Here is a 21493-nt window from a genome sequence, read left to right on the forward strand (position 1 = left end):
TCGAGGCGGCCCCGCCCGGCGCGCCCCCGGCGGGGCCGCATGGACCGGCCGGTAGCGTGCGGATCTCGAACGCACGTGCGGGAGGGGTGACGCCGGTGCGGGTGCTCGGGGTCGACCCGGGACTGACCCGGTGCGGGATCGGTGTCGTCGAGACCGGTGCCGGTCGGGCGGTCGGGTTCGTCGACGTCGGTGTGGTCCGCAGCGGGCCCGACGTCCCGTTGGAACGCCGGTTGCTCACCGTCGCCGACGAGGTCGAGCGCTGGGTGACCCGGCACCGGCCGGACGTGATCGCCGTCGAGCGGGTCTTCAGCCAGCACAACGTGCGCACCGTGATGGGCACCGCGCAGGCCAGCGGCGTCGTCGCACTGGTCGCCGCGCGGGCCGGGCTGCCGGTCGCCTTCCACACGCCGAGCGAGGTCAAGGCGGCGGTCACCGGCGAGGGACGGGCCGGCAAGGCCCAGGTCGCGACGATGGTCGCGAAGGTGCTCGGGCTCGACTCCCCGCCGAAGCCTGCCGACGCCGCGGACGCGCTGGCGCTCGCGATCTGCCACTGCTGGCGCTCGCCGATGCAGGACCGGATGGCGCAGGCCAGGGCCCGCGCCGAGGAACTCGCCGCGGTGCACCGGGCCCGATTGGCTCAGGCCAGGGCCGAGCAGGGCGACGCCACCCCGACCGCCGCCGCCCAGTGGGCCGCCGCCCGCGCCGCCGCGGAGCGCTCGGCCGGCACCTGGTCGCCGGGTGCGCCGGGTGCGCCCGGTAGCGTCGGGCATCGAACGACCGTTCGTGGGAAGGGGACCCGTCGGTGATCCACTCGGTGCGCGGCCCGGTGCTGGAGATCGGGCTCGACCACGCCGTCGTCGAGGTGGGCGGGGTCGGTCTCGCCGTGTACGCCACACCGGCGACACTCGGCGGGTTGCGCCGTGGCGAGCAGGCCCGGCTCGCGACCACGCTGGTGGTGCGCGAGGAGTCGCTGACCCTGTTCGGCTTCGTCGACAGCGAGGAACGCGAGCTGTTCCTGCTCCTGCAGACGGTGTCCGGGATCGGCCCCCGGCTGGCGCTGGCCACCCTCGCCGTGCTGCAGCCGGACACGCTGCGCCGGGCGCTGGCCGACGGCGACCTGGCCGTCCTCACCCGGATCCCGGGGGTCGGGCGCAAGAGCGCGGAGCGCCTCGTCGTGGAGCTGCGCGACAAGGTCACCGCACCCGCCGCGACCCCCTCCGCCGCGGCCGCCCCGTCCGCCGTCACCTCAACCCGTGACCAGGTGGTGGAGGCACTGCTCGGCCTCGGCTTCACCCAGAAACCCGCCGAGCAGGCCGTCGACGCGGTGCTGGCCGGATCCCCGGATGCCGGGGCCAGCGTGCTGCTGCGCACCGCACTGTCGTCGCTGGGCCGGTCGCGGTGACCGTCGAACCCGGCGGGGACGACACCGAGCTCCGGGAGATCGACGCGGTCGTGCATCCCGAGGACCTCGACGTCGAGGCCTCGCTGCGGCCGCGGTCGCTGGAGGAGTTCATCGGCCAGCCGCGGGTCCGCGAGCAGCTGGAGCTGGTGCTGGAGGGCGCCCGCCGTCGTGGCGACCCGCCGGACCACATCCTGCTCTCCGGCCCGCCCGGGCTCGGCAAGACCAGCCTCGCGATGATCGTCGCCCAGGAGATGGGCGCCGCGATCCGGCTGACCTCCGGCCCGGCACTGGAGCGGGCCGGCGATCTCGCCGCAATGCTGTCGAACCTGGTGCCCGGCGACGTGCTGTTCATCGACGAGATCCACCGCACCGCCCGGCCCGCCGAGGAGATGCTCTACCTGGCGATGGAGGACTTCCGGGTGGACGTCGTCGTCGGCAAGGGCCCCGGTGCGACCTCGATCCCGCTCGACGTCGCGCCCTTCACCCTGGTCGGCGCCACCACCCGCGCCGGGTCGCTGACCGGCCCGCTGCGCGACCGGTTCGGCTTCACCGCGCACATGGAGTTCTACGACGACGGCGAGCTGGAGCAGGTGCTGCGCCGCGCCGCCGGGATCCTCGACATCGACCTGCGGCCGGACGGCGCACAGGAGATCGCCGGCCGCTGCCGGGGCACGCCCCGGGTCGCGAACCGGCTGCTGCGCCGGGTGCGGGACTTCGCCGAGGTCCGCGCGGACGGCGTGATCCGCCGCGACGTCGCCCGCGCCGCACTCGCCGTGTACGACGTCGACGAGCTGGGACTGGACCGGCTGGACCGGGCGGTGCTGAGCGCACTCGTCCGCTCCTTCCACGGCGGGCCGGTCGGGATCTCCACGCTCGCGGTCGCGGTGGGGGAGGACCAGGGCACCGTCGAGGAGGTCTGCGAGCCCTATCTCGTGCGGGCCGGGATGCTCGCCCGCACACCGCGCGGCCGGGTCGCCACCCCGCTGGCGTGGTCGCACCTGGGCCTGACCGCGCCCGCCGACGCGCCGGCCGGGCACCGGATCGACCCGCTGTTCTGATCCCGGCCCGGCCCGATCAGCGAGCCGGCTCGATGGCGTCGTGACCGACGGTGCCGGCCGGCCGGGTCTCCGGGATGCCCCACACCCCGACGAGCGCGAGCAGGGCCACGACGGCCAGGTACATGCCCGGTGCGGCGACGAAGCCGGTGACGGTGACGAGGGTGGCGGCGAGGAGCGGGGCGGTCCCGCCGAGCACCGCGTACCCGATGTTGTAGCCGAGCGCCGCGCCGGACAGCCGGGTGCGGGTCGGGAACACCTCGAGCAGTGCGGTGTAGCTACCGCCACCGAACACCCCCAGTGCGGCCGCCAGCAGCACCTGTCCCGCGAGAGCCCCGGCGACCGACCCGGAGGAAGCGAGCAGGAAGGCCGGCACCGCCACGACGGCGAGGAGGACCGAGCCCCAGCGGATCATCGGGCGTCGCCCGACACGGTCGCCGGCGACACCCGCCGCGCACAGCGCGACCACGAAGACGACGAGCGCGGCGCCATTCGCCGTCAGCGCCTGGATCCGGCTCAGCCCGGCGGTGAGCTGTAGGAACGTCGGGAAGTAGCCGACCAGGTAGTAGAAGGACAGGGCACTGGTCGCGGACAGGGCGACCGCGTACCAGACGGCGGTGCCGTGCTGCTGGAGGGCGTCCCGCAGCGGTGTCCGGCTCAGGTCGCGAGCCTCGCGGGCGCGTTCGAACTCAGGACTCTCCTCGGTGCGCAGCCGGATCCACAGCCCGATCAGGCTCAGCGGCAGCGCGATCAGGAACGGGATGCGCCAGCCCCAGGTGGTGAACTGTTCCTCGGTGAGCAGAGCGGCGACCCCGAGGACGACCAGCAGCCCGATCACCGACGCCACCGCGGACATCGCGATCACGATGGTGATCCAGGACGACCGGCGGCCCGGTGGCGCGTGTTCGAGCGCGAACGACGTGGCACTGGTGACCTCGCCTCCGGCGGACAGCCCCTGCAGGAGCCGGAGCACGACCAGCAGCACCGGTGCGAGCAGGCCGATCTGGCCGTAGGTCGGGAGCAGCCCGATCAGTGCCGTGCTGAGCCCGATCAGGGTGAGGACGAGCGTCAGCACACGCCGTCGGCCCAGCCGGTCGCCGAGCCGCCCGAACACGATGCCGCCGAGCGGCCGGGCGACGAACGCGACGCCGTAGACGGCGAGGCTGGCCAGCACCGCGGCACCGGCGTCGCCCGGCGGGAAGAAGGCCACCGCGATGATCGGCACCACGAGTGCGTAGACCGCGAAGTCGTAGAACTCGACGAGGGTGCCGACGGCGGCACCGGACAGCGGCCGCCGATCGGTGGTGGTGTGGACGGACGAGCTCATGGGGCGATCTCCAGCATCTCTCGGGGGTTGTCGATGGTCAGGCGCCGCACGTCGTCCGGGTCGAACCCCCGGCGCAGCATGAGCGGGACGACGTTGCGGAGCAGGTGGTCGTAGCCCTCGCCGCCGTAGCGCCGCAGGTGCGTGCGGAAGCAGATGTCCTGCGACAGCAGCACCCGGTCCTGCAGGCCGCGGTCGCACAGAGCGCGGATGTATCGGACCCGGGTCGCGTCGCTGGGCATGTCGATGTCGGCGTACGGGTAGTAGCTCGACTCCTGCCCGAACAGGTCGAACTCCAGATAGCAGCCGGTGTCGGCGAGTTCGAGCATCTCGTCGAGGGTGAACAGCGTCCGGTCCACGTGGCTCATCACGACCTTCGCCGTGGACGAGGTCTCCTCCTGCACCCGGCGCATCGCGTCGAGCGGGGCCCGGGGCGCTCGGCCCGGGTGGATCATCAGCGCCGCCCCGGTCGCGAGATGCGCGTCGACCGCGGCCCGCAGCACCCGGTCCTCCACCGGGTCGACCGGCCAGCCGAGCCCGATCTCCCCGATCAGCCCGGCCTTCATGGCGCCGGGCCCGACCCCGGTAGTCAGGTCGCCGACGATCTCCTCGGCCAGCTCCGACCGGCTGCGTCGTTCCAGGCCGGAGGGGTGGTAGTCGCGGTGGTACCAGCCGCTGCCCATGACGACGTGCACCCCGGTCCGTTCGGAGACCTCGACCAGACCGTCCGGGTCGCGGCCCAGCCCGATGCTGGTCGCGTCGACGATCGTCGTGCCGCCGGCGTCGCGGTACCAGGTCAGCTCGTCGACGGCGTCGGTGACGTCGTCGACGGTCCCGTCGAGGCGGCTGTGGTGCCGCCGGATCTCGTAGACGTTCTCGAGCGTGATCGGATGGTCGGTGGTCAGGGCGCTGCCCTGCTGCCGTGCTGCGTGCCCGATGCGGGAGAGCACGTGCTCGTGCGGCTGGATGTGACCGGCCGCCGCGCCGTCGATGTCTCCACGGACTGTTCTCACTGGCATGGTGCGGTGCTCCTCGGGACGGGGCGGGCGGCGTCCGCCGCCCGGGTCGGGTCAGCGCCCGGCGTGCCGGCGAACGGTGTCGCCGTGCCGGTGGGCGAACCGGTCGACCGACGCCACGAGTGCGTCGCAGTCGGCGTCGGTCACGGCGAGGGTCAGTGCGATGAATCCCCGGCGGGCGATCCAGATGCGCTCGCCCAGCAGGTGCAGGAACAGCAGTTCCCGGAGCTGGTCGTCGGCGGCCGCGAGGTCCGCTACCGAACGCACCGGACCGCGGACCGGGTGGATCGTCATCAACGAGCCGCTGCCGGTCGCGGTGAACGGCAGGTCGGCGGCGCGGAAGAGCTCCACCAGCCGTCCGCGTAGCCGGTCGCCCCGGGTGTTGAGGTCCGCGAGCACCTCGGGGGTGAGCACCTGCACCAGGCCGGCCAGCCCGGCCGCGACCGTGAGCGTGTTGTTGTTGAACGTCCCCGGGTGCCCCCACGCGCCGGGGACACCGGGATCGAACCGCCGCATGATGTCGGCCCGGCCGCCGAAGGCCCCGAAGGTCATCCCGCCACCCAGGTACTTGCCCAGCGTGGTCAGGTCCGGGGTGATGCCCAGCTCCTGCTGCAGCCCGCCCGGGCCGAGGCGCGATGTCATCACCTCGTCGAACACGAGCAGCGCACCGACCTCGGCCGTCGCCGCGCGCACCGTGCGGAGCAGCTCCGGGTCGGCCGGGATACACCCGGCGCTGCCCTGCATCGGCTCGACCAGGACCGCGGCGAGGTCCTCGCCGCACTCCCGGATCGCGGCGGCCGCGGCGGCGGGATCGGCGTAGTCGCAGACCCGGAACCGGTGGGGCAGGTTCAGGGGCCGCTGCGGAGCGGTGAAGTCGAGGACGCCGCCGTGGTAGCCGCCGCGGAAGACGAGGATCGTGGACCGGCCGGTGTGGGCGACCGCGGCGGCGAGCGCGAGCGTGTTGGCCTCGGTGCCCGAGTTGGTCAGCCGGGCCAGCTCGAGGGAGGGGAACCGGCGGACCAGCTCCGCCACGAAGGAGTCCTCGTCGTCGTTGTGGCCGCCGAACGTGGTGCCCGCGTCGACGGCCCGGTTCAGGGCGGCGCGGAGCACCGGATGGGAGTGGCCGTAGAGCCCGGCGGTGAAGTCGCCGAGCAGGTCGAGGTAGTCGTCGCCGTCGAGGGACCGCAGCGTCGCGCCCGCGGCCCCGGTGAACACCAGGGGGAACGGTGCGTAGTGCAGGGTCGTCCGGGTGTTCCCACCGGGCATCACGGTGCGGGCGCGCAGGTGGCGTTCGGCGCTGCGCGGGTTCGCCTTCTCGTAGACCGCCCGGAGCTCGTGGACCCGATGGGTCAGCTCCGGTGCCGCCGTCGCGTTCTGCATCGGTCCATCGTGGAGAGCCCGCATGCCCACGACAAGCGATGAATCAACGTGCAGAATGCACGGGAAAACTGATGGATGGGGAGGTCACCCGGTGCTGGAGCCCCGTCGGCTACGGATGCTGAGCCAGTTGCGGCGCAGCGGAACCATGGCCTCGGCCGCGCGTGCGCTCGGCTACTCGCCGACCTCGATCTCCCAGCAGTTGGCCCTGCTGGAGAAGGAGGCCGGCAGCACTCTGTTCGTCGCCGCGGGCCGCGGGGTCCGGTTGACGCCGGCCGGCGTCCTGCTGGCGGAGCGGGCCGACGCGATCCTCGACGCGCTCGACGCCGCCGCCCGCGAGGTCCGGCGGATCGGGGAGACACCGGTCGGGCGGGTCCGGTTGTCCACCTTCCAGACGGCCGCGCTGACCGCACTCCCGGACGTCGCCGGGGTCCTTCGGCGGCACTATCCCGGTGTCCGGCTGGACGTGGTGCACCTGGAGCCGCGGGAGGCGCTGGACGCCCTGGCCCGGCATGCGGTGGACCTGGCGCTCCTGGAGGAGTACCCGGGCACCCCGCTGCCGAAGCCGCGGTCGGTGCTCCGGCGGGTGGTCGCCCTCGATCCGCTGTATCTCGCGACACCGTCCGGCGAGAGCGCCCGTCGGCCCGAGCCGGAGGCCCGCTGGGTGCTGGAGCCTCGAGGTACGGCCGCCCGGCGCTGGGCGGACGCGACCTGCCGCGCCTCGGGGTTCGAACCGGACGTGCAGTTCGAGTCGCACGACATGACGGTGCACCGCGCGGTCATCGGCGCCGGACTGGCCCACGGGTTCCTGCCGGGTCTGGCACTGCGGGCCGTCGACGACGACCGGATCACGCTGACGACGATGTCCGGCGATCCGGCGCGGTCCATCATCCTGGCCTCGGACCGCGCCTCGGCCGGCGACGTGGCGTGCACGACCGTCGGTCGTCTGCTGGGAGAGATGTTCACCTCCCCCAGCACGGACCCCGGTGCCGGACCGGCCGTCGGCGAATGAACCGGGAACGGTGCCGATCCGCCGTTCCCGGCAGGGATCGTCCGGTTTCCGTCGGACCATCCGAATCGCTCCGTCACCGATCCGGAATGACGAGGCACGGCCCGCCGGGAAATCCGGTGGTGCAATTTCCGGTGACTCCGTTGCCCGGGGCGTCCCGGTATCTCCGCCGCCGGCGGCCCGGCCTCCGTTCGGTCCCGACGTACCGGGGCAAAGCGGATGCCCTGCGGTCAGCGTGCCGAGCAAGGACGTGCAGGGCAGATCGGCAGCGTGTGGGACAATCTCGGCATCGGTGTCGTAATCGGTCGTGGTGGACGCGGTGCAACCGCTTGTCCTGCGTTTCTGCGACGAGCGGCGCGAATGGCCGGGGGCTGCTGACGTGAATTCCCCCGGCTGGCACACTGATACGTGGCGAAACGAGACGGAGACCCCGCACGATGGATCTGATTCTTGCGCAGGAGGCCGGTGGATCCGGTCTGCTGTCCCTGCTGCCCTTCCTCATCATCCTGCTGCTGTTCGTGCCGCTGTTCCTCAACGGCCGCAAGCAGCGCAGGCAGATGGCGGAGACCCAGGCGATGCAGCAGGCGCTGGAGGACGGCGATGTCGTCGTCACCACGTCCGGGCTGCGGGGAACCATCACCGACGCCTCCTACGAGGACACGATCGACCTCGAGATCGCCGACGGCGTGGTCACGACCTGGCTGCGTGCGGCGATCCGGGAGAAGGTCGACCCCGACACGTCGTCGGAGGACGAGTCCGGTGACTCCACCGAGTCCGCCGGCAGCTCGGACGCCTCGCAGCCGAAGCCGGAGAACAAGCCGACGATCCACTGAGCAGTCGGGAGCGGGCCACGGGCCCGCTCCGGCGGCCCTGGTCCCACGGACGGGCCCGGCACCGGACCACCCCCTGGGTGTCCGGCCGGGCCGGTCGGGGACCGGGCGACCGACCGTGAGGCCGGCCGCGGCCGTCGCACGAGTCGGAGCAGGAGAACACCAACGTGGCACCGTCGTCGGGGCAGCATCATGTCCGCCCCTGGCGCTACCTGACGGCCTTTCTCGGCATCGTCGTGATCCTCTACACCCTGGTGCTGTTCACCGGGGGCGGGAACCTCACGCCGAAGCTGGGCATCGACCTGCAGGGTGGCACCCGCGTCTCGCTCACAGCGCGCACGACGGACGGCCAACCGCCGCCGCGTGACCAGCTGGTGCAGGCGCAGGAGATCATCGAGCAGCGGGTCAACGGACTCGGGGTCAGCGGCGCCGAGGTCCAGCTCGACGGCAGCAACATCGTCATCACCGTCCCCGGTGACGAGGGCGAACAGGCCCGCTCGCTCGGCCAGACCGCACAGCTGCGCTTCCGCGAGGTGGTCCAGGAGATCCCGGCCGGCCCCGCCGCCGCAGGCGCGCCGTCCGCGCCGGGATCCACGCCTCCGGCCGACGGCTCCGCACCCCCGGCTGAGGGGAGCGCACCGGCTCAGGGCAGCGCACCGGCCCAGGGCAGCGGCACCGGTTCCGGCAGTGAGGCCGGCTCCGACGCCGGCACCGGCGTGCAGGGCATGGGCGTCACCCCCGAGCGGTCCACCCCGGTCGCGCCGGTTGCACACACCGCCCCGCTGCAGGACCCGCCGCCCCCGGAACCCCCGGCACCCGGTCCCGGTGCGCCCGCCCCGGACGACCCGCGGATCGCCGCGGAGGTGACGCAGGCGCGGGAGACCCGGCAGAGCGCCGATCCCGCCGTGCAGGCGCAGGCGCTGCTCGCGCTGGACTGCGCCGCCGTCGATCCGCTGCAGGGCTACGACGACCCGGCCCGGCCGTTGGTCACCTGCAGCGAGGACGGCACCGCCAAGTACGTACTCGGGCCCACCTTCATCGAGGGCACCGAGATCGCCTCCGCGCAGGCCCAGCCGAACGCGCAGGGCGCCGGTTACGTCGTCAGCCTCACCTTCAAGCCCGCCGGCGCGCAGGCGTGGGGGGAATACACCTCGGCCAACGTGGGCAAGCGGGTCGGCTTCGTGCTCGACGGCGACGTGGTGTCCGCCCCGTCGATCAACGTCCCGATCCTCGGCGGTGCCACCGAGATCTCCGGTCAGTTCAACCAGGAGCGGGCCCAGCAGCTCGCCCAGGTGCTGCGATACGGGTCGCTGCCGCTGGCGTTCGACTCCGGCACCGCGCAGACCGTGTCCGCCACGCTCGGCCTGGCCTCGCTGGAGGCCGGGCTGATCGCCGGTGCGGTCGGCCTGCTGCTGGTGCTCGTCTACTGCCTGGCCTACTACCGGCTGCTCGGGCTGCTCACGATGCTGTCGCTGCTGCTGTCCGGGCTGGTCGTCTACGCCGTGCTGATCCTGCTCGGCCGTTGGATCGGGTTCACCCTGGACCTCGCCGGGGTCGCCGGGTTCATCATCGCGATCGGCATCACCGCCGACTCGTTCGTGATCTTCTTCGAACGGCTTAAGGATGAGATGCGCGACGGCCGCACCTTCCGCTCCGCCGTCCCACGGTCCTGGGAGCGGGCCCGGCGCACGATCCTCACCGCCGACGCGGTCAGCTTCCTGGCCGCCGCGGTGCTGTACATCCTGGCCGTCGGCGAGGTCCGCGGGTTCGCCTTCACCCTCGGCATGTCCACCGTGCTCGACCTGGTCGTCGTGTTCCTGGTGACGTTCCCGCTGGTCGTCCTGATATCCCGGTCCCGAACGCTGGGCAGGCCAGGGCTGTCCGGGCTCGCCGCCGTCGACCGGATCGGTGCACAGCACCGTCGCAGCGCACCGGCCCCCGGTCGTCGCGTCGCCGTGAAGGGAGGGCGGGCATGACCGCCCCGGAGCGTCTGTCGGGCTGGACCCGGCTCACCACCGGCACCGCCGACGTCGACATCATCGGCCGCCGCCGGACCTGGTACATCGGGTTCGCAGTGCTGATCGTGATCTGCCTGCTGTCGCTGGTGTTCCGCGGGTTCAACCTGGGCATCGACTTCACCGGTGGTTCGCAGATCCAGCTGCCCGCCAACGGCGCGGCCGGCGTGATCAGCACCCAGCAGGTCGAGCAGGTCTACCAGGGCGTGATCGGCACCCCGCCCGAGGTCACGCAGGCGGTCGGGAGCGGGGAGGCGGCGTCGATCGTGCTGCAGTCCGAGCCGCTCACCGCGGAGCAGCTGATCCCGCTGCGGGACGCGCTGTTCACCCAGCTGCAACCGCTCGGACCGGACGGGGCGCCGAGCGCCGCGTCGATCAGCGACTCCCAGGTGTCCGGCACCTGGGGCGGCGAGGTGACCACCCAGGCGCTGATCGCGCTGGCCGTGTTCATCGTGCTGGTGACGATCTTCCTGGCCGTCTACTTCGAACGCGCGATGGCGGCCGCCGCGCTGGTCGCGCTGGTCAACGACATCGTCGTCACCGCAGGGGTGTACTCGATCATCGGCCTGGAGGTGACCCCGGCGACCGTGATCGGCCTGCTGACCATCCTCGGGTTCTCCCTCTACGACACCGTCGTGGTGTTCGACAAGGTCCGGGAGAATGCGCGCGGCCTGCTGAAGCTGACCCGCCGCAGCTACCCCGAGGCGGCGAACCTGGCCCTGAACCAGACGCTCATGCGGTCGCTGAACACCTCGCTGATCGCGATCCTGCCGGTGCTCGGCCTGCTGGTGATCGGGGTCGGTCTGCTCGGCGTCGGTACCCTCGCCGATCTCGCGCTCGTCCAGCTCGTCGGCATGATCACCGGGGTGATCTCGTCGCTGCTGCTGGCGACCCCGCTGCTGGTCGACATCAAGCTGCGTGACGTGCGGTTCCGGGACCAGGCGCGGCGGGTCGCCGCCCGCCGGGCGCGGGCCACCCCGGACGGCGACGCACCGGCGCCGGATACCCTCGCGACCGTGAGCAGCTCCCCTCCCACGTCCTCGGCGTCCCGGCCCACCGGCAAGACCGGGCGGTCCCGCCGGTGACCGCCGTCGACGACATCCGGCCCGGCCCCGGCGTCGACGGCGACTCCGCGGAGGACCTGCTGCGGATCGCCGACCTGATCCGTCCGGTGCCCGACCATCCCGAGCCCGGGGTGCTGTTCCGCGACATCACACCGGTGCTCGCCGACGGCGGGGCGTTCGCGACCGTCGCGACCGAGCTGGCCGCGCACACCGGCGAGGCGGAGCTGGTGGTGGGCGTCGAGGCCCGCGGCTTCCTGCTGGGGGCCGCGGTCGCACTCGTCGCCGGTCTGGGGACGGTCCCGGTCCGCAAGGCGGGCAAGCTGCCGGTCGTCGCCGCGTCGCGTAGCTACGACCTGGAGTACGGCAGCGCCACCCTGGAGCTCCCGGCCGGGGTCGTCGAGCCGGGCACCCGGATCTACGTCGTCGACGACGTGCTCGCCACCGGCGGCACCGCGGCTGCGGCCTGCGCGCTGCTCACCGACGTCGGAGCCGAGATCGTCGGGTTCGGCACGCTGCTGGAGCTGACCGCGCTGCAGGGCCGTGCGAAGCTCGGTGACCTGCGGGTGGACGCGCTGCTGAGCGCCTGAGACGGCGCGGTTCCGTCATGTGACGATCCGCGGACTATCCTCGGGACGGACCACCCGCTACCGGGCACGATCAGGAGGTGCGGTGACCGAGGTCGACCGGACGAGCGCCCCGGCGGGCGCACACCCCGCCACGCGCCCGCTGACGCCCGACGACGAGCCGCCCCGCCCGTCCGCCACCCGGCGGGTACGGGCGCGGATCGCGCGGCGGATGACGCCGCAGCGGGTCGCGATCGTGACCCCGGTGCTGGAGCCGCTGGCCGCGGTGCACCGCTCGCTGCACCCCAAGGCCGATCTGGTGCTGCTGCAGCGGGCCTACGACGTCGCCGAGGCCAAGCACGAGGGGCAGGCCCGCAAGTCCGGCGACCCGTACATCACGCATCCGCTGGCCGTCTCGACGATCCTCGCCGAGCTGGGGATGGACACCACGACGCTGGTCGCGGCACTGCTGCACGACACCGTCGAGGACACCGACTACTCCCTCGAACGGCTGCGCGCCGACTTCGGCGACGAGGTCGCGCACCTGGTCGACGGCGTCACCAAGCTGGACAAGGTCGAGTTCGGCACCGCGGCCGAGGCCGAGACGATCCGCAAGATGGTCGTGGCGATGGCCCGCGACCCGCGGGTACTGGTGATCAAGCTGTCCGACCGGCTGCACAACATGCGGACCATGCGGTTCCTGCGGCCGGAGAAGCAGGTCAAGAAGGCGAACGAGACCCTCGAGGTGTTCGCCCCGCTCGCGCACCGGCTCGGCATGGCCACCGTGAAGCTGGAGCTGGAGGACCTGTCCTTCGCGATCCTGCAGCCCAAGAAGTACCAGGAGATCGTCCGGCTGGTCGCCGACCGGGCGCCGTCCCGGGACACCTACCTGCGGCAGGTGATCGACGAGGTCGCCTCGCAGCTGGACTCGGCGCGGATCGCGGCGAAGGTCGAGGGCAGGCCCAAGCACTACTATTCGATCTACCGCAAGATGATCGTCAAGGGCCGGGACTTCGACGACATCCACGATCTCGTCGGCGTGCGGGTTCTGGTCGACGAGGTGCGCGACTGCTACGCCGCGATCGGCATGGTGCACGCGCTGTGGCAGCCGATGCCCGGCCGGTTCAAGGACTACATCGCCCAGCCCCGGTTCGGCGTCTATCAGTCACTGCACACCACCGTGATCGGCCCCGACGGCAAGCCCCTCGAGGTGCAGATCCGCACGCACGCGATGCACCGCACCGCCGAGTACGGCATCGCCGCGCACTGGCGCTACAAGGAGGTCAAGGGCGGCGCCGGGAAGGAGGTCGAGGTCGAGGAGATGGCGTGGATGCGCCAGCTGCTCGACTGGCAGCGGGAGGCCGCCGATCCCGGCGAGTTCCTCGACTCGCTGCGGTTCGACCTCGCCGCCCGGGAGATCTTCGTCTTCACCCCGAAGGGTGACGTCGTCACCCTGCCGACCGGGTCCACCCCGATCGACCTGGCCTACGCGGTGCACACCGAGGTCGGGCACCGCTGCATCGGCTCCCGGGTGAACGGCAAGCTGGTCGCGCTGGAGCGGCAGCTGTCCTCCGGCGACGTCGTCGAGATCTTCACCTCCAAGGCCGAGGACGCCGGGCCCAGCCGCGACTGGCCGGCCATCGCGAAGTCGCCGCGGGCCAAGGCGAAGATCAAGCAGTGGTTCGCCAAGGAGCGCCGCGAGGAGGCCGTCGAGGAGGGCAAGGAGGCGATCACCCGGGAGGCGCGCCGCACCGGGATGCCGCTGCAGCGGCTGATCTCCGGCGATGCCATGTCCGCGATCGCCCGCGAGCTGCACTACTCCGACGTGTCCGCGCTCTACGCCGCGGTCGGCGAGCACCAGACCAGCGCCCAGCACGTCGTGCAGCGCCTGGTCGCCTGGTTCGGTGGCGAGGAGGAGGCCGAGGAGGAGCTCGCCGAGCGGGCGACGCCGTCCACGGTCCGGCACCGCAGGCCGTCCGGGAACGCCGGCGTCGTCGTGCAGGACGGCGACGGCAACGCGATGGGCGACCTCTACGTGAAGCTCGCCCGCTGCTGCACCCCGGTGCCCGGCGACGAGATCCTCGGGTTCGTCACCCGCGGCGGCGGGATCAGCGTGCACCGCACCGACTGCACCAACGCCGGTGATCTCACCGCCCGCGAGGAGCGGCTGGTCGAGGTGGCCTGGTCGGTGTCGCCGGAGTCGGTGTTCCTGGTCGCGATCCAGGTCGAGGCGCTCGACCGGCACCGGCTGCTGTCCGACGTGACGAAGGTGCTGGCCGACGAGAAGGTCAACATCCTGTCCGCGTCGACGACGACCTCCCGGGACCGGGTCGCGGTGTCCCGGTTCTCGTTCGAGATGGGCGACCCCAAGCACCTCGGCCACCTGCTGCAGGCGGTCCGCAACATCGAGGGCGTCTACGACGTCTACCGGGTCACCTCGGCGGCCTGATCGGCCCGGGGGCGGCTGGTTGCCGCCCCCGGGGCCCGGTCAGCCGACGGTCGCGTTCTCGATGTCCACCGGGGTGTTCGGGTTGCCGTCACCGGCGCCGGTCGACTCGCCGGCCTGGGCGACCGCGTCCAGGGTCCGCAGGCCCTCCTCGCCGATCGAGCCGAACACCGTGTACTCCGGCGGGAGCTGCGCGTCGCCGTAGATCATGAAGAACTGGCTGCCGCCCGAGTCGGGGGCCGCCGTCTTCGCCATCGCCAGCATCCCGCGGCCGTAGGACAGGCCGTCGAACACCTCGTCCGGAATGGTGTAGCCGGGCCCGCCGGAGCCCTGCCCGGTCGGGTCGCCGCACTGCAGCACCTGCAGGCCGGGGCTGGTGGTCAGCCGGTGACAGGACGTCTCGTTGTAGTAGCCCTGCTGGATCAGGCTCTCGAAGCTGTTCACCGTGCACGGGGCCAGCGCGCGGTCCAGCGTGAGGTCGATCGTGCCCGCGCTGGTGGAGAACGACGCCGCGACGGTGCCCTCCGCCGAGACCTCGCCGTCGGCGGGCGGATCCACCGGCTTCGACGCGGGCTGCTCGGCCGGGTAGGCGCAGTTCACCGAGGCGGGCAGCGCGGTCGGCCGGGTCGGCAGCGGGACGACCGGGAGCCCTGAGGTGTCCGTGCCGGCGTCCTGCTGGGCCTGCGCGGCCGGGTCGGCGGACTCGGAATCGCCGCCGCCCCACGCCGAGGTCAGTGCGTAGACGCCGCCGGCGGCGACCGCGACCACCAGCACCGTCGCCACGACGGCGATCGTCGTGTTGCGCTTCTGCTTCTGGGCCCGCTCCACCCGGTTCGCCTGCTGGGCCGCCAGCTTCCGCTTGGCCGCCTCCCGGCGCTGCTCGTTCGTCGCCACGCTCTACTGCTCCCTAGTCGATCACCCGTCACCGGAGGGTATCGGGGACACCTGGGAGCGAATCCGGGAGACACCGGTTCTAGGCTGGGGGAGCCTTTGCGCACCGGCACGAGAGGACGTGGACCTGCAGTGACCGCCACCGAGCAGCAGGCGGAGGGCCGGGCCCGCAAGCCCGAACCGTTCGCCGCGCCGAAGGGCATCCCGGAGTACCTCCCGCCGGAGTCGGCCGGGTTCTCACACGTCCGGGACACCCTGGCCGGGGCTGCCGCGCGCGCCGGGTACGGCCACATCGAGCTGCCGGTCTTCGAGGACACCGGACTGTTCGCGCGCGGGGTGGGGGAGTCCACCGACGTCGTCTCCAAGGAGATGTACACCTTCGCCGACCGCGGCGGACGCTCGGTGACGCTGCGGCCGGAGGGCACCGCCGGCGTCGTCCGGTCGGTGATCGAACACAACCTCGACAAGCAAGGACTGCCGGTCAAGCTGCGCTACGCGGGGCCGTTCTTCCGGTACGAGCGCCCGCAGGCCGGCCGCTACCGGCAGCTGCAGCAGGTCGGTGTCGAGGCGATCGGGATCGACGATCCCGCGCTCGACGCCGAGGTCATCGCGATCGCCGACGAGGGCTTCCGGGCGCTCGGCCTCACCGGCTACCGGCTGGAGCTCACCTCGCTCGGCGACGCCGCCTGCCGGCCGCGGTACCGCGAGCTGCTGCAGGAGTACCTCGCCGGGCTGGACCTCGACGAGCCGACCCGCGAGCGGGCCGCGATCAACCCGCTGCGGGTGCTCGACGACAAGCGTCCCGAGGTGCGGGCCGCGATGGCGGACGCGCCGCTGCTGATGGACCACCTGTCCGCGGAGGCGGCCGAGCACCACGCCGCCGTGCTGACGCACCTCGACGACCTCGGCGTCGCCTACACCCCGAACCCGCGGATGGTGCGCGGGCTGGACTACTACACCAAGACGACCTTCGAGTTCGTGCACGACGGACTCGGCGCCCAGTCCGGGATCGGTGGCGGCGGCCGCTACGACGGCCTGATGGGCACCCTCGGCGGGCCGGACCTGTCCGGTGTCGGATTCGGCATCGGCGTCGACCGCACGCTGCTGGCCTGTGGCGTCGAGGGTGTGCAGCCGTGGTCGGTGGCCCGGGCCGAGGTGTTCGGCGTGCCGCTGGGCGAGGACGCCCGCCGCAGGCTGGTCGTGATCGCGGCCCGGCTGCGCGCCCAGGGCGTGCGGGTCGATCTGTCATACGGCAACCGCGGCCTGAAGGGCGCGATGAAGTCCGCCGACCGCTCCGGGGCCCGGTTCGCGCTCGTGCTCGGCGCCCGCGACCTGGAGAGCGGCACGATCGGGCTGAAGGACCTGGTCTCCGGCGACCAGCAGGACGTCCCGCTGGACGGCGTGATCGACGCCGTGGTGACCGCGGTCGCCGCCGAGGTCGGCTGAGCCGCTCGATGGTCACGTCGGACCGGGAGGACTGGGACCGCAGGCACCGCGCCGTCGGTATCGGTTCCGCGCAGCCGCCGGACGCGCTGCGCGGCCGGCTCGATCTCGTCCCGGGCACCGGCCGGGCACTCGATGTCGCCTGCGGGCGCGGTGCGGTCGCGGTGTGGCTGGCCGGGCGCGGACTCGACGTGGTCGCGGTCGACGTGTCACCGGCCGGGCTCGCCGCGGGGGCCGAGCTGGCCACCGACCTCGCCCCGCCCGGCCGGATCCGCTGGGTCGAGGCCGATCTCGACGACGGGTTCCCCACCGACGACGGCTCCTACGACGTCGTCGTCTGCCAGCGGTTCCGGGCACCCGCCCTGTATCCGGCGCTGGCCGCCGCGGTGGCCCCCGGCGGGCTGCTGGTGGTCACCGTGCTGTCCGAGGTCGGCGACGCCGGCGGTCGTTTCCGCGCAGCCCCCGGCGAGCTGGTCGCCGCGTTCGCCGGGTTCGAGGTGCTCGCCCACCACGAGGCCGACGGGGAGGCGCACCTGCTGGCCCGCCGTCCGTGACACGGCTGTCCCGGCGCACCGCCTCCGGTGCTCCGAGCGGGATGGACGGTCAGCGGCGGGCCGCGACGAGCGCCGCCAGGCCGGTGGTGACCGGCACGGCGGCGACCAGGCCGATGCTCCCGGCCAGCGTCCTGACGATCTCGGTGGCGACGTCCTGGCTGGTCAGAACGTCGGACACGCCGCCGGCGGCGACCGAGAACAGCAGCATCAACGGCAGCGCAGCACCGGCGTAGGCGAGCACCAGTGTGTTCACCGCGGACGCCACGTGGTCCCGCCCGATCCGCATTCCGGCCGAGAACAGCTCCCGGGCGCCCAGGTCCGGGTTCGCGGCGCCGAGCTCCCAGACGGCGGACGCCTGGGTGACCGTCACGTCGTCGAGCGCACCGAGCGCGCCGATCACCAGCCCGGCCAGCACCAGGCCGCGCGGGTCGATCGGGACCCCGCCGAGGGTCCCGATCAGGTTGGCGGTGGTGTCGTCCAGCCCGGTCAGCCGCGCGGCCGCGGTGAAGCCGTAGCCGATCACCCCGATCAGCGCGAGCGACACGAGCGTGCCCAGTACCGCGCAGGACGTCCGGGCGCTGAATCCGTGTGTCAGGTACAGCACCACGAACATGATCAGACAGGCTCCGGTCACCGCCACCGCGAGCGGTGATCCGCCGGACAGGATCGCGGGCAGCACGAACCACAGCAGGATCGCGAACGTCAGGAGCAGGCTGACCAGGGCGGCGAACCCGCGCAGCCGCCCGAGCAGCACGACGGCCAGTGCGAACGCGGCCGCCAGCCAGATCAGCGCGGGTGCCCGCTGGAAGTCGTTGAGCTGGTACGACCCGGCGGAGTCGGGGTCGCCGCCGGACCAGGCCAGCGTCACCGGGTCGCCGACCGCGAACCGCGGGCTGGACGGCTCGTTCGGCACCAGCTGCACCAGGTCCCGGCCGGCCCGGGGTCCGTCGGTCATCGCGATCGTGACACCGGTGCAGGCGCCGTCCCCGGAGCCGGGGGAGCAGTCGGCGACCGCGACGGCGGTGATGTCCCCGCGCACCTGCTGGGTCGGCGGGAGGTCCGGGGTCGGGACGTCCCCGGGCCAGAGCAGCGCGACACCGGCCAGCGTCGCGAGTGCGCACGGGATCAGCAGCGCGACCAGCAGGTTCCGCACCCGCCGCCCGGCCGGGCTGGGGCTGCCGTGCCCGTGCCCGTGGCCGTGGCCGTGGCCGCTCGCAGCGACGCGCTGTCGGGCAGCTCGGCGCCCGGCCGGCCCGGCTGACCCGCTCGACCTGCTCGATTCGGCCGATCCGGCGGTGAACGGGCCGGTCGCGTCGATCTCCGTGCCGTCGCCGGGAGCGCTGTCACCCGTGGCGTCCGGCCCGGGAGCGGGCTGCCGGGCCGGGTCGGCGCCGGTGCCCGACCCCCGGGCGTCGGGCGCCCCGGGGTCCTGGGTCCGGTCCCGCGAGCTGCCGCGCGCCGTCCGGCCGGACCGCGCCCCGCCGGATGCGGGACCGGTGGGGCGGGCGCGGCCGCCGGTATCGGCCTGCCGGGGGCCGTGTGTGCGGTGACCGCCCCGCAGCCCGGGCCGGTCCGGCAGACCGTCGCTGTCGCCGCTGCCGCCGGAGTCCGCGCCGTGGGCGGGCACCCCGGGCCGGCCGGTGCGGGTGCCGAATGTGTGGGGCCCGTGGTCGTCGCCGCTGCCGCGCCCCGGGGCGGCCCCGGTGGCACTGGATCGGGGATCGTGCGCGTGCGCCGCGGAGCTACCCGGTCCCGTGCCGGGCAGGCGGACGCCCGCCCCAGGGGGCCCGGCGCCACGCCGAGGGTCTCCACCGTCCTCCGGCCCGGATCCGGTCCCGGGCACGGGGCCCCGCCGGTGGCCGCCGGTCGGCTCCGGTGCGGCTCGACGCGGGGGGTCTCCGGTGCCGCCCACCGGCTCACCGGGGCCGCCGCGAGGGTCCGGACCGGACCGTCCGGCGTGCGGTGGCCTGCCCCCGGGCCCGAGACCCGCGCCGGGGCCCGCGGACCGGGCGCGCCCGGCCGGGTGGCCGGCGGCCTGCGCCGGATCGTCCGGTGCCCCGCCGGGCCGGTGCGGTGAATCCGGCCGCTGGTGCCTGCCGATCCCGTCCGCCCGCCGCCGCCCGCCGGGCTCCCGGTCCGGACGTGCGTCACCGGGAGACCACTCGGGATCGTCGGGCTGCACCCCGGCATCCTCGCAAGTGATCACCCGGCGCCGGGCCGGTGCTCGCCCGGAGGGCACCGCCGGGCGACGACCGGTTGCCGCGGGTTCGAACTTGTGTTCGAATAATCGGCGTGCGGTGGAGCGGACAGCAGGTGGGAATCGACGGTGTCGGGGCGGATGCGGCGCTGCCGGGGATGCGCGGGTTGCTGCGCTCGGTGCGGACCCCGGAGTTCGCGGGGGTGGTCTTCCACGAGGTGGAGGCGCGCTCGGTGCTGAACCGGGTGCCGTCGTCGTCGCCGGTGCCGTTCGGGTGGACGGTGAACCCGTACCGCGGGTGTGCGCACGCCTGTACCTACTGCTTACGTGGAGACACCCCGGTGCTCACGGCGGGTGGCGGGTCCCGGCCGATCGCCGAGCTCCGCCCCGGCGACGAGGTGATCGGCACGGTCACCGACGGGCGCGGCCGGCGCCGGTTCGTGCGCACCCCGGTGCTCGCCCACTGGTCGACCCGGCGCCGCGCGCAGCGGGTGACGCTCGACGACGGCACCGTCCTGGTCACCTCGGCCGATCACCGGTTCCTCACCCGAGGCGGCTGGGCGCACGTGCGTCCCGGGCGGTGCCGCTCCTCGGCGGACCGGCCACATCTGACCGTCGGATCGGCGCTGGTCGGGCCGGGGTCGGCGGCGATGCCCGCGGAGCGTCACCCGGCGGGCTGGGCCGAGGGGTACCTGTGCGGGCTGGTCCGGGCGGATGCGGTCCGCAGCAGGCAGTCCGTGGAACCGTTCCCGTCGGCATGGGTGGAGCTGGAGGCGCTGGCCCGGGCGCACCACCTGCTCACGTCGGGCAGCGAGGGTGGCCCCACCGGCGCGGGCGTCGTCAGTGGCACCGGCGCGGGTGTCGTGAGTGGCACCGGCGCGGGCGTTACGGGTGCGACCGGCGCGGATCTCGGGGGCGCGTCCGGCACCGGCGCCGCACCGGTGGGCGCCGCACCGGTGGGCGCCTGGCCGGAGGGTGCCCGGCACGCGGCACCTGTCGCGCAGGTCTCCGATGCCCGGGTGCTGCACCGCCCGGCCCCCTCGCCGACGGCGTGGCCGGATCATCCGGGGCCGGGCTGGTCCGCCGGGTTCCTCGGGGGAGTGCTCGATGCGAGCGGCGAGGTCTCCGCGGGGGTCCTGCGGATCACGCCCGGCGACGAGCGGCTGACCCGGGCGACGGTCGACGCGCTGCGCCGGCTCGGGTTCCGGGTCGCCTCCGAATCGACCGGCCGGCCGGGTGGCCGGGCGCTGCGGGTGCTCGGCGGGGCCGCGGAACAGCTGCGCCTGGTCGCGATCGCGGATCCGGCGGTGGCCCGGGTCCGGGATGTGGCCGGGGCGCTGGTCGAGGAGCCGCCGGACGGTGCGCCCCGGGTGCTCGACGTGCACGACACCGGCGAGATCGTGCCGATGTTCGACATCACGACCGGCACCGGAGACTTCGTCGCCGCGGGCGTGGTCAGCCACAACTGCTTCGCCCGGAACACCCACACCTACCTGGACATGGATGCGGGCGCGGACTTCGACTCGCAGATCGTGGTCAAGGTCAACGTCGCGCGGGTGCTGGAGCGGGAGCTCGCGCGGCCGGGGTGGCGGCGCGAGCACGTCGCGATGGGCACCAACACCGACCCGTACCAGCGGGCCGAGGGCCGGTACCGGCTGATGCCCGGGGTGATCTCCGCGCTCGCCCGGTCCGGAACACCGTTCTCCGTCCTGACCAAGGGCACCGTGCTGGCTCGCGATCTGCCGGAGTTGGCCGCGGCGAACACCGATGTCCGGGTCGGCGTGGGGGTGTCGGTCGCGCTGCTGGATCGCGAGCTGCAGTCCCGGCTCGAACCCGGCACGCCGAGCCCGCGGGCGCGGCTCGACCTGGTCCGCCGGATCACCGACGCAGGCCTGCCCTGCGGCGTGATGGTCGCGCCGGTGCTGCCGTGGCTGACCGACTCGGAGGAGGCACTCGATGCGCTGCTCGGCGAGATCGCCGCGGCCGGGGCGAGCGGCGCGACGGTGCTGGCGCTGCACCTGCGGCCGGGCGCCCGTGAGTGGTTCCTCGCCCGGCTGGGCCGGGAGTACCCGGCGCTGCTGCCGCGCTACGAGCGGCTCTACCGGCGCGGTGCGTACGCGGGCCGCGACTACCGGGAGGCGCTGGCCCGGCGGGTGGCGCCACTGCTGGCGCGGCACGGTCTGGACCGGCCGGAGCCCAACCCGCGGGACCCGGGATGGACGCGCCACGAGCCCGCGCCGGCGGCGCCGCCCGATCCGCGGGAGGGCCAGCTGAGTCTGATCTGAGGCCGGACCGGCCGGACCGTCA

General features: G+C 73.7%; 16 protein-coding genes and 1 pseudogene. 12 read left to right on the forward strand and 5 right to left on the reverse strand.

All coding sequences use genetic code 11. The annotated features are described in order from the left end of the window. Window positions 1–95 precede the first annotated feature (95 nt). The 3 genes and pseudogenes from ruvC to ruvB form a co-directional block, all read left to right on the forward strand. A pseudogene (gene ruvC / locus Pdca_RS15265) lies at window positions 96–716 on the forward strand (crossover junction endodeoxyribonuclease RuvC); the annotation flags it as partial. A gap of 86 nt (window positions 717–802) precedes the next feature. Further along, window positions 803–1402: a Holliday junction branch migration protein RuvA gene (gene ruvA / locus Pdca_RS15270; protein ID WP_085912065.1), complete on the forward strand. Its 600-nt coding sequence runs from the start codon at window positions 803–805 to the stop codon at window positions 1400–1402. A 38-nt stretch (window positions 1403–1440) separates the two neighbouring features. Beyond that, a complete protein-coding gene (gene ruvB, locus Pdca_RS15275) occupies window positions 1441–2460 on the forward strand; it encodes a Holliday junction branch migration DNA helicase RuvB (RefSeq protein WP_085912181.1) in 1020 nt (339 codons plus the stop codon). 16 nt (window positions 2461–2476) lie between these two features. Here the strand turns inward: ruvB and Pdca_RS15280 are convergent, their stop codons facing one another. From Pdca_RS15280 to Pdca_RS15290, 3 genes are read right to left on the reverse strand one after another with little or no spacing between them, the layout of a single operon-like run. Continuing rightward, on the reverse strand, window positions 2477–3784 hold the full coding sequence (locus Pdca_RS15280) for an MFS transporter (protein ID WP_085912064.1): 1308 nt from the start codon (window positions 3782–3784) through the stop codon (window positions 2477–2479). Further along, window positions 3781–4800 carry a phosphotriesterase family protein gene (locus tag Pdca_RS15285; protein ID WP_085912063.1) on the reverse strand — a complete coding sequence of 340 codons (1020 nt, stop codon included), beginning with the start codon at window positions 4798–4800 and terminating at the stop codon, window positions 3781–3783. Before Pdca_RS15285 ends, Pdca_RS15280 begins: the two co-directional genes overlap by 4 nt. Before the next feature lie 51 nt (window positions 4801–4851). Then, entirely contained in the window at window positions 4852–6177 is a 1326-nt protein-coding gene (locus Pdca_RS15290; RefSeq protein ID WP_085912062.1) for an aminotransferase class III-fold pyridoxal phosphate-dependent enzyme, read from the reverse strand. A 91-nt stretch (window positions 6178–6268) separates the two neighbouring features. Between Pdca_RS15290 and Pdca_RS15295 the strand changes: the two genes are divergently transcribed. From Pdca_RS15295 to Pdca_RS15320, 6 genes are all read left to right on the forward strand, one after another. Beyond that, window positions 6269–7186 (forward strand): LysR family transcriptional regulator, encoded by a 918-nt coding sequence (locus Pdca_RS15295; RefSeq protein ID WP_158092108.1) that lies wholly within the window; start codon window positions 6269–6271, stop codon window positions 7184–7186. A gap of 434 nt (window positions 7187–7620) precedes the next feature. Next, the gene (gene yajC, locus Pdca_RS15300; RefSeq protein WP_232021583.1) at window positions 7621–8016 is read left to right on the forward strand and encodes a preprotein translocase subunit YajC; all 396 of its coding nucleotides are present in this window, start codon (window positions 7621–7623) and stop codon (window positions 8014–8016) included. Between the two features lie 164 nt (window positions 8017–8180). Beyond that, the gene (gene secD / locus Pdca_RS15305) at window positions 8181–9989 is read left to right on the forward strand and encodes a protein translocase subunit SecD (protein ID WP_085912060.1); all 1809 of its coding nucleotides are present in this window, start codon (window positions 8181–8183) and stop codon (window positions 9987–9989) included. Continuing rightward, window positions 9986–11113, forward strand: coding sequence for a protein translocase subunit SecF (gene secF / locus Pdca_RS15310; RefSeq protein ID WP_085912059.1), 1128 nt, complete (start codon window positions 9986–9988; stop codon window positions 11111–11113). Before secD ends, secF begins: the two co-directional genes overlap by 4 nt. Next, window positions 11110–11679 (forward strand): adenine phosphoribosyltransferase, encoded by a 570-nt coding sequence (locus Pdca_RS15315; RefSeq protein WP_085912058.1) that lies wholly within the window; start codon window positions 11110–11112, stop codon window positions 11677–11679. Before secF ends, Pdca_RS15315 begins: the two co-directional genes overlap by 4 nt. A 139-nt stretch (window positions 11680–11818) precedes the next feature. Then, window positions 11819–14104: a RelA/SpoT family protein gene (locus Pdca_RS15320; RefSeq protein ID WP_085912180.1), complete on the forward strand. Its 2286-nt coding sequence runs from the start codon at window positions 11819–11821 to the stop codon at window positions 14102–14104. Between the two features lie 39 nt (window positions 14105–14143). On the opposite strand, the gene Pdca_RS15325 is transcribed toward Pdca_RS15320, so the two are convergent. Further along, window positions 14144–14995, reverse strand: a complete 852-nt coding sequence (locus Pdca_RS15325) for a peptidylprolyl isomerase (protein ID WP_085912057.1) — start codon at window positions 14993–14995, stop codon at window positions 14144–14146. 129 nt (window positions 14996–15124) lie between these two features. Here Pdca_RS15325 and hisS point away from each other — a divergent pair, with 129 nt between their 5' ends. Beyond that, on the forward strand, window positions 15125–16438 hold the full coding sequence (hisS, locus tag Pdca_RS15330) for a histidine--tRNA ligase (RefSeq protein ID WP_085912056.1): 1314 nt from the start codon (window positions 15125–15127) through the stop codon (window positions 16436–16438). Window positions 16439–16446: 8 nt separating this feature from the next. Further along, entirely contained in the window at window positions 16447–16989 is a 543-nt protein-coding gene (locus tag Pdca_RS15335) for a class I SAM-dependent methyltransferase (protein WP_085912055.1), read from the forward strand. Window positions 16990–17038: 49 nt separating this feature from the next. Here the strand turns inward: Pdca_RS15335 and Pdca_RS15340 are convergent, their stop codons facing one another. Then, window positions 17039–18142 (reverse strand): YibE/F family protein, encoded by a 1104-nt coding sequence (locus Pdca_RS15340; RefSeq protein WP_166665836.1) that lies wholly within the window; start codon window positions 18140–18142, stop codon window positions 17039–17041. Window positions 18143–19302: 1160 nt separating this feature from the next. Between Pdca_RS15340 and Pdca_RS15345 the strand changes: the two genes are divergently transcribed. Beyond that, window positions 19303–21471: an intein-containing Rv2578c family radical SAM protein gene (locus tag Pdca_RS15345; RefSeq protein WP_085912053.1), complete on the forward strand. Its 2169-nt coding sequence runs from the start codon at window positions 19303–19305 to the stop codon at window positions 21469–21471. Window positions 21472–21493 lie beyond the last annotated feature (22 nt).

Origin of the sequence: Pseudonocardia autotrophica, from assembly GCF_003945385.1 — a bacterium.
In the GTDB taxonomy this organism is placed as follows: domain Bacteria; phylum Actinomycetota; class Actinomycetes; order Mycobacteriales; family Pseudonocardiaceae; genus Pseudonocardia; species Pseudonocardia autotrophica.